This window comes from Nonomuraea monospora, from assembly GCF_039531895.1.
Classification (GTDB): domain Bacteria; phylum Actinomycetota; class Actinomycetes; order Streptosporangiales; family Streptosporangiaceae; genus Nonomuraea; species Nonomuraea monospora.
On the sequence record NZ_BAAAQX010000072.1, the window covers coordinates 21,591 to 29,998 of the forward strand.

Here is an 8,408-nt window from a genome sequence, read left to right on the forward strand (position 1 = left end):
GGCGCGCCGGTGCCCGGTGAACGCCCTACAACGAGTTCAGCTCGGCGAGCGTGATGAGCCCGTCGTCGAGCGCGCGGCCGACGAGCTCGCTCTTGGTACGGGCGGCGCGCCCCACGTTCGCGTACTTCACCCGCACCCGCGCGATGTAGGTGTCCACGGTCTTGACCGTGATGTTGAGCTTCACGGCGACGAGTTCCTTGGACGAGGACACGAACCACGCCCGCAGCACCTCGATCTCGCGCTGGGACAGGCGCGGCCGGCCAGGATCGTCGTTCGCGACGAGCGCCCCGGACAGCGACGGCGCGGTGTACGGCTCGCCCCGCGAGGCCGCCCGGATGGCGGGCACCAGGTGCTCGGGCCCCTCGCGCTTGGTCAGGTAGGCGAGGGCGCCGAGGTCGATGCACTTGATCGCGGTCGTGTCCTCGGTGTGCTGGGAGTACACGATCACGCGCCGCCCGTTGTCGGCCAGGCGGCGAAGCTCGCCGAAGTCCGGCCGGCGTGGCGCCAGCTCAAGATCGAAGATCACCACGTCGGCGAGTGCCCCGGGCCCCGTCCAGACGTCGGCGAGCCGGTCGCCGGCGTCGACGAGTTCGATCGGTGGCACGGCCTGGGAGCACCAGAGGCGCACCCCCGCGGCGATGGCCACGTGATCGTCCACGATCACCGCGGTGATCAGCTCGTCCGCTGCCATCGGGCCTCCACCCAGACTGTGCCGTCGTTGTGCAACGCCTCGACCCGCACGCCGGGTGTGGCCGGGGCCGGCAAGGTCGTCTCGCGGCAGTCCGCGACCACGCTCACCGACACCAGGTCGGCACCGCCGATGACGGTGACCCGGGCCCGGGAGAGGGCGGTGGCGAGGACGACGAGCGCCGCTTCGGTGAGGTCACGCCGGACGGCCAGGGGCGGCTCGGGCCACTGGCCGCGGGTGTCCAGCTCCACCACGACGCCCTTGCGGTCGGCCACGTCGATGCAGTGGCGCAGCTCGTGCAGCAGGGGGTTCGCCACCTTGTCGGCCTCGGCGAACAGCCTGCGCATCCGGGCCGCCTCGATGGCGCAGTGCCGCTGGACCGCCGGGTCCTCGGGCCGCAACGAGCCGTCGGCGAGCCCCTCCAGGAGCGGGACCGTGGTGGCCGACAGCTCCACGAGCCGCTGCTGCCTGCGGTGATGGGACTCTGCGGCCTCGGCGGTGCGCACCTGCTCGATCTCTCTCCGTGAGTTCGCCGCCGCCGCGCTGAGACGGAGCAGCACGGCCGCCACCACGGTCAGGCACAGCGGAAAGCCGATCACGGCAACCGAGCCGGTGGCGAACCTGGTCAGCGACCCCCGGCTGAGATCGCCGGACAGGATCAGGTGGAGCAGGGCGATGAGCTCGTGAGCCAGCAGGAACGATGCCGCCGCCCGCAGCGGACGGTCGAGCAGCACGACGACGCCTACCCAGTTGACCGAGCCGGAAATCCAGTCCACGCCCGTCGACGTGCGTCCCTCCGGCAGGGCCGCGTACGACAGGGCGGACGCGCCGAGCACGACCGCGATGGCGGGCCCGCGCAGCCGGCCCCACGAACGTCCCCGGACGAGCAGCACGGCCTCGCCGGCGAGCACGGTCCCCAGCGCCGCGAACGCGACCAGTCGCGTGCCCGGCGGCCCATGGACGTCCCGGTGGCCGAGTAGGCCGGCCAGCCCGAGCCCGGACACGATGGCCATGGCGACGATCGACGTCGCGACCCGCAGGCCGTGCCGCAGCTGCGCCCGCGTCACCTCCTCGACGGCGTCAGTCATGGCGCGGCGCGCCATTCCAGCCGTACGAGGGTGCCCTCTCCCTCGGCGGAGGTGATCGTGGCCGTGCCGCCGACGCGGTCCATCCTGCCGCGTACGGACTCGCGTATGCCGCGCCGGGTGGCCGGCACGTCCCTCGGCGAAAAGCCCTTCCCCTGGTCGGCGATGTCGAGGCAGAGCGCTGCCCCGTCTCCGCGCAGCAGGACGGTCGCGCAGGTCGTGCCCGCGTGGCGGCGCACGTTGGTGAGGGCTTCCCGCGCCGCGTCGGCGATCGCCCTGGCGACGTCGAACGGCAGCGGCAGCCGCGCGGGAGCGTAGAACTGCACGGTCAGACGCGCGGCGTCGAGGTCGGCGCGCAGCAGGCCGACGAGGTCCGCGAACTCCGGTGCCCGCCTGCTGTCGTAGCGCAGCCGGTCCAGGTCGCGGCGCGCCTGCGGGGCCAGCCAGTCCGCGTCCGCGTGCACCTGCCCGATGCCCACCATCAGCAGCGTCGTGGCCGCCGTGTCGTGCAGCGAGTTGACGTGCTCGCGTTCCTCCGTACGGATCGCGGCGGCCAGCAGCGACTCGTTGCGCGCCCGTTCGGCCTCGGCCGCCATCCGGTCGGCCCGTTCCGCCGCGCGCTGAACGAGCGCCCAGGCCGCTCTGGACAGCACCGCCGCCGGGACCGCCCACATCGTCCCCCTCACCAGGGCCGGGTCCACGTCCCACGCTCCTGCCGCGAAGAGGATGACCACCGCCCCACCGCCGGCCACCAGCGCCGCCGCGCCGCCCGCCGGCGCCGGAGTGTGCCACTGGCACGTCACGCCGGCGAAGGTGACCAGCAGCCGCAGCCATCCGGTGTTCCTGTCTTCGACGGCGTCGGTCCACAGGACGCTCGCGAACAGTCCCAGCATGACGACCACGTCGAGGGCGACCGGCGCGCTTCCCCGGCCCGCGCGCAGCCACCACGCGTATCCGCAGGTCCAGCCGGCCGCGGCGCCGACCACGTACGCGGTGCTCGTCACCTGCTCGGGAGGGGCGCGGAACAGGGCGATCACGCAGATCGGAACGAGGGCCGCCAGGCGCACGCCGGCCGCGTACCGGCGGCCGAAGCGCACGAGCAACCGCGTTGTTTCCCCAGACAACCGTCACCTTTCAGCTCGCCGTCCCCGATCTTCGCGTGACGCATGGCGTGCCTGTGGCCACGTGCCGATCGGAGAGCACGCTAGTCGCGGCCGGTATGGCGCCGGTATGGCCTGCGTCGGCCCTCGACGGCGGGCCCGGCCTCTCACGGTCCATGCGCCAACCCGCCTCGTCACCTGATCTGTATGGTCACCACAGTGAGCAGGGCCGTGTGGGTAAGGCGCTCGGCGGATGGCGGTGCGGTTCAGACGAGGTCGAGGGTGCCGGACCGGCGGGCGTGCCGTTCGGCGCAGCGGAACAGCAGGATCCCGGCGCCGGCGTAGCAGACCCCGACGAGCAGCTCCCAGCCGAGCCGGCCGGCAACGAGATCCGGCTGGCCGGCCAGCGCGGCCCGGACCGCTTCCAGGCCATGCGTCATCGGTACGGCGCTGCCGATCGCGGACAGGGGAGCCGGCAGCTCGCCCAGCGGGATGTTGGCGCCGGTGATCAGGATCAGCGCGTAGAAGACGACGTTGATGAGCAGGTTCGGATTGGTGCCGACGAGGCTGAGGTTGGCCAGCAGCAGGCCCAGCCCGGACAAGGACAACGCAGTGACCAGGAGCGCGACCAGCGCCCAGGCAATCGAGGCGTCGGGGAAGCGTACGCCGAACACCAGCATGCCCAGGCCGAGAGTGAACACCCCGGTCAGCACGCCGGAAACACCCTGGAGGAGCGCCCGGCCGTAGAACGTCTCGGCCGCGGGCGTCGGCGTGGCGAGCAGCGCGCTCAACGTGCCCGCGGCGCGTTCACTGACGATCACCGAGGCCGCGCCGAAGAGGGCGCTCGTGGCCATCAGCCGTACGGCGTTGCCGACGACATGGAACGAGGTGTCCTGGGGGCCGAGCTGACCGAGCAGCCCGAAGAAGAGCAGCTGCACACCCGGCTCCACGAACATCATGATCGCGTAGTCGAGCGGGCGCAGCCAGCCGAACAGCCCACGGTAGGAGAAGGCGGCTTGACGCAGCGCGTTTCCGGCGAGCATCAGGCCAGGTCCAGACTGGCGGTGACGCGGACCCGCCGCTCGATCAGCCGCCAGAGAAGCACCGAGGCGGTGACGTAGGCCGCGGTCAGCAAGAGGGCCAGGCCGATCGGCCCCCAGGCGATGCCGCCCCCGCCATACGCGCGCGCGGCGGCCTCCGCCCCCCACCGCATGGGCAGCGCTGAGGCGAGCCGGCGCAGCGCTTCGGGCAGCGCCGAAACGGGGATGATCACGCCAGAGGTGATGAGCAGCGGCCACTCCAGGAAGTTCTGCAGCACCACGGTCCGACGCGACAGCAGGAACAGATTGCTGAGCAGCAACCCGAGAGCATGGCAGCCCAGGCCGAACACGACGACCGCGAGCAGCAGGCCCGGCGCCGAGGCGCCATCGGGGAACCGCCGTCCCAGGATCAGCACAGAGAACAGCATCGAGACGCACACCGGGATGGCGGACAGCAGCAGCGCGCCGAAGGTGCGTCCCGCGAACACCACCCAGATCGGTACCTCCGCCACCATGACGGGCTGGATCGTCCCGTTGCCGCGTTCGCGGCCGATGTCACCGGCCGAGGAGAACGCGGTGGCCATCCACATCCCGGACATCCCGCTGCCGAGCACCACGTAGAAGGAGTCGGAGGCGTCCCGGTAGACGTAGTGGGCCAGGGTCGCCATCATCACCGGCTGCACCAGGATCATCACCTGATACAGCGGGCGGACCAGGGTGTTGCGCAGGTGGATGCGCAGGGAGGAGAGCGCTGCTCGCGACGACAAGGCTACTTTCCTCCGACCATCAGCAAGTAGGCGTCCTCGAGCTGGGACTCCCGCGTGCCATGTCCTGCGACGCCGGCGAACCCGGTCGCGGCGAGTGCCGCGATGACGTCGTCCGGTCGCGAGGTGTGCACCTGCAGCGTCCTGCGCCCGCCGGCATCGGCGGCCAGCACCGATCCGAATCGCTCGGTCGCCTTGCGGATGGCCGCGTCGTCCGCGTGGTCACCGAGCACCAGGTCGACCACATGACTGCCGACGGCAGCGGTGCGCAGGCCCGTCGGCGTGTCCAGATGCCGGATCGTACCGTCGATGAGCACCGCGATCCGGTCCGACAGCGCCTCCATCTCCCACATGTAGTGGGAGGTGAGCATGATCGTGCTGCCCTGCGTGGCACGGACCTCCTGGACGAGGGCACGGAACTGCCGGGCGGCCACCGGGTCGAGCCCGATGGTCGGTTCGTCGAGGAACAGGACCTGCGGCTCGTTGATGAGTGCCTTGGCCAGGTGCAGGCGCTGCTTCATGCCCTTGGAGAAGCCCTCCACCCTCTGCTCGCGGCGGTCGTCGAGGCCGACGAGTTCGAGCAACTCACGCGCCCGCCGCCGGCCCTCCTTCGGCGGCAGCCGGTACAGGTCGGCGAAGTAACGCAGGTTGTCCTCGGCCGACAGCCGCCAGTAGAGGCCGCGTTCGCCGCCCAAGAGGAAGTTGATCCCGCGGCGCACGTCCCGCGCCTGGGAGGAGACGTCGTGGCCGAGCACGTTCGCGCGCCCCGAGGTGGGCAGCAGCAACGTGGTCAGGATCTTGATGAGGGTCGTCTTACCGGCGCCGTTGGGCCCGACGAGCCCGAAGATCTCGCCGGACGAGACCTCCAGATCCATTCCTCGCAGCGCCGGGATGACCAGCGATTTGCGTCGCATGATTCCGGTCGAGGTGCGATATTCGCGGGTCAGGCCGGTGACCTCGATGGCGGGCGCGGTCATTCGGCGTCAATCGTGGGGCGGGTGGCACCGGTATCGACGCCGTTCTCATCGTGGTGGTGCATCTCGGAAATCCGCGGCATTCGCGCCTTTCCCTCGTCGGCGTCCATGTCATTTTCGCGTCTACGCGCTTTCGCCTGGGGCGCAAGTGACGAGTTTACGTGGCGGAACAATCGAGAGTGTCAGGTGAACACCTGACATTCCCATGGTCGTTCGCCTTCCGCCGGTCACGACCTTTTCGCATTGTCAGGTGTTCGCCTGACGCGGACGCGTTCCCGGCCCGTCTACGCTCGGCGTGAGCCGTTTCAACCCACGCAGTCATGACGTGCGCGCCAAATGTCCCGCGCCCTTTGTCGACATCCGTGTAATACCTGACTCCGGCCCCGTAGGAGGTCTTCGAGCATGACATCCATGCCGGCCCGACCGGATCTCCGGCCGCCGTGGGAACGCAGGTTCTGGTGCCCGCGCATCGGCTTGGTCCGCTGGGCGCGAGACGCCCCGGACCGGGGCGTGACGATCGCCACCGCCGACGGCGCGATCGAGGTGCACGGCTGGGATCGTGCGACGGGACGGCTCATGCAGGTCACCCGGCGACCCGCCGGCACGCATCGCGCGAAGCCGGATCCAGGAGGGGAGTGGATCTGGTGGTTCGACGACACCGCGGGAGACGAGCTCGGACAGTGGCGACGCCAACCCTTCGGATCCGGGCCGGACGGGCCGGTCGAGTACGCCACGGGTCTGCCACCCGCGTATGAGGCAGGGCTGGAGCTCGGGCGCACGGTGTCGGTGCTCGGCCGGTCGGATCCCGCCACCGGGTACGAGGTCCGGGTGTTCGATGGCCACTGCCTCGGCGAAGGGCGTGTCCTGTACCGGCATGAACAGCCTGCCCGCGTGACCGGGCTGAGCGCTGACGAGACGATGGTCGTCATCGAGCACAGCGAGCACGGCGACGTCCGCCGTCCCGCGCTCCGGATCCTACGGCTGGACGACGGCTCCGTGGTGGCCGATCTTCGGGACAGCCGGGGCCGGGGCGTCCGCTCAGCCGGGTTCGCCCCGGGCGCGGGCGACCCTCGCCTGCTGGTCGTTCACGAACGCCGCGGTCTCCGGGCGTTGCTGATCTGGGATGTGCTGACCGGCGCCCAGGTTCCGCTGGCATGGGACGTGCCCGGCGAGGTGGAGAGCGCCGACTGGTACCCGGACGGATCGGCGCTGCTCGTCACGGTGAGCCATGCCGCCCGTTCCCGGCTCTGGCGGATCGAATCGCCCGTCAGGAGTGCCGCCCCCGGCACGGCCCCGGCCGGGGTGACCGCGACGCCTGTCGGCCCGGTCGCCGGGACGGTACTCGCCGCCGCGGTCCGGCCGGACGGCGACGCCTGGCTGTTGTGGTCGTCGGCGGCCGATCCACCGGCGGTCCACGACCTAGCCGGGCGGGTCGTGCTGGCGCCGTCCGAGCCGGCTCCGGCAGGCGTGCCGATCGAGGACGTCTGGGTGGACGGCCCGGGGGGACGCGTCCATGCCTTGCTGCGCCGGCCGCGTGACGCTGCGGGCCAGCCGCCGCCCGGCCCCATCCCGTTGCTGGTCGACGTACACGGCGGGCCGTCGGCACACGACAAGGACGTCTTCCGGCCGGGGCCGAGCGCGTGGGTCGACCACGGCTTCGCCGTCGTCCAGGTCAACTACCGCGGCTCCACCGGCTACGGCACCGCGTGGCGGGAGGCGGTCAGCGATCGGATCGGCGAGGAGCAACTGGAGGACATCGCGGCGGTGGCGGATCATCTCGTGGCGGCGGGCATCGCCGTTGCGGAGAAGGTGGTGCTGTCCGGTCACTCCTGGGGTGGCTACCTGACGCTGCTCGGGCTCGGCACCCAGCCGGAGCGCTGGGCGCTGGGCATCGCGTCGTCGCCGATAGCCGACTACGTGGCCGCGTACGAGGACGAACTGGACAGCCTCAAGGCCTTCGACCGTTCCCTGTTCGGCGGCGCGCCGGCCGACGTCCCCGACCGTTACCTGCGGGCGAGCCCGCTGACCTACGTCGGGGATGTGAAGGCGCCGGTCCTCGTGCTGGCCGGGCGCAACGACCCGCACTGCCCGATCCGGCAGATCGACACCTACCTGGCCGCCCTGGAACGGGCGGGCAAGCCGCATGACCGCCACATCTACGACGCCGGGCACGGTTCGCTCCTCGACGAGGAACGCGTCCGGCAGATCCGGATCAAGCTCGGCTTCGTCACGCGTCATTGGGGCGGTCCGGCTCTCCGACCACGAACTGCACCCCGCGGAGGCCCGGCCTCCGCGGGATCCAACCGGCTGACGGAGGTGGCACGATTCATATGACGCTACAGGTGCTGGAGTCGCCGCCCGATCTCCTCGCTCCGCCGTCGCGGGCGTTGCGGGTGGCGTTGGTCAACATGCCGTGGGCGCGGGTGGACTCGCCGTCGATTCAGTGCGGGTTGTTGCAGGCCATTGCTCAGCGGGCCGGTCACGAGTGCACGGTGCACTACCTGAACGTCGAGCTCGCCGCCGAGCTGGGCCACGGCATGTACGACCTGATCTCCGAGCTGACCGACGAGCGGCTGCACCAGCTCGGCGAGTGGTTGTTCTCGTATGCGGCGTTCGGTGCGGTCGGTGAGGAGGCTGCGTATTTCGAGGACTTTCCGGAGATCGCGGGGATCTGGGAGGGGGTGACGGGCCGGGGGCTGGATGACCTGGTGGAGTTCCGGCGGCGGGTGTTGCCGCAGTGGCTGGAGCGGTGTGTGG

General features: G+C 71.1%; 8 protein-coding genes. 2 read left to right on the forward strand and 6 right to left on the reverse strand.

Annotation, left to right across the window (positions count from 1 at the left end; translation table 11 throughout):
- Positions 1-25: 25 nt before the first annotated feature.
- The 6 genes from ABD331_RS59270 to ABD331_RS59295 form a co-directional block, all read right to left on the reverse strand.
- On the reverse strand, positions 26-691 hold the full coding sequence (locus ABD331_RS59270; protein WP_344496182.1) for a response regulator: 666 nt from the start codon (positions 689-691) through the stop codon (positions 26-28).
- Positions 673-1,776, reverse strand: a complete 1,104-nt coding sequence (locus ABD331_RS59275) for a hypothetical protein (protein WP_344496184.1) — start codon at positions 1,774-1,776, stop codon at positions 673-675. The genes ABD331_RS59270 and ABD331_RS59275 overlap by 19 nt, the downstream gene beginning before the upstream one ends.
- Positions 1,773-2,897: a sensor histidine kinase gene (locus ABD331_RS59280; protein ID WP_344496186.1), complete on the reverse strand. Its 1,125-nt coding sequence runs from the start codon at positions 2,895-2,897 to the stop codon at positions 1,773-1,775. Before ABD331_RS59280 ends, ABD331_RS59275 begins: the two co-directional genes overlap by 4 nt.
- A gap of 242 nt (positions 2,898-3,139) precedes the next feature.
- Entirely contained in the window at positions 3,140-3,916 is a 777-nt protein-coding gene (locus ABD331_RS59285; RefSeq protein ID WP_344496188.1) for an ABC transporter permease, read from the reverse strand.
- Entirely contained in the window at positions 3,916-4,680 is a 765-nt protein-coding gene (locus ABD331_RS59290; protein ID WP_344496190.1) for an ABC transporter permease, read from the reverse strand. The genes ABD331_RS59285 and ABD331_RS59290 overlap by 1 nt, the downstream gene beginning before the upstream one ends.
- A 2-nt stretch (positions 4,681-4,682) precedes the next feature.
- Positions 4,683-5,654 (reverse strand): ABC transporter ATP-binding protein, encoded by a 972-nt coding sequence (locus ABD331_RS59295; RefSeq protein WP_344496192.1) that lies wholly within the window; start codon positions 5,652-5,654, stop codon positions 4,683-4,685.
- Positions 5,655-6,062: 408 nt separating this feature from the next.
- Here ABD331_RS59295 and ABD331_RS59300 point away from each other — a divergent pair, with 408 nt between their 5' ends.
- Together ABD331_RS59300 and ABD331_RS59305 are read left to right on the forward strand one after the other, a co-directional pair.
- On the forward strand, positions 6,063-7,985 hold the full coding sequence (locus ABD331_RS59300; protein WP_344496194.1) for a S9 family peptidase: 1,923 nt from the start codon (positions 6,063-6,065) through the stop codon (positions 7,983-7,985).
- Positions 7,982-8,408 (forward strand): hypothetical protein (locus ABD331_RS59305; protein ID WP_344496196.1); only part of this gene is annotated, 427 nt, incomplete at its 3' end. The genes ABD331_RS59300 and ABD331_RS59305, both read left to right, overlap by 4 nt.

Excerpts from the sequence above, each read along its gene's own strand:
- ABD331_RS59270 (WP_344496182.1), bottom strand. The coding sequence starts at position 691 with ATGGCAGCGGACGAGCTGATCACCGCGGTGATCGTGGACGATCACGTG.
- ABD331_RS59300 (WP_344496194.1), top strand. The coding sequence starts at position 6,063 with ATGCCGGCCCGACCGGATCTCCGGCCGCCGTGGGAACGCAGGTTCTGG.
- ABD331_RS59295 (WP_344496192.1), bottom strand. The coding sequence starts at position 5,654 with ATGACCGCGCCCGCCATCGAGGTCACCGGCCTGACCCGCGAATATCGC.
- ABD331_RS59285 (WP_344496188.1), bottom strand. The coding sequence starts at position 3,916 with ATGCTCGCCGGAAACGCGCTGCGTCAAGCCGCCTTCTCCTACCGTGGG.
- ABD331_RS59275 (WP_344496184.1), bottom strand. The coding sequence starts at position 1,776 with ATGACTGACGCCGTCGAGGAGGTGACGCGGGCGCAGCTGCGGCACGGC.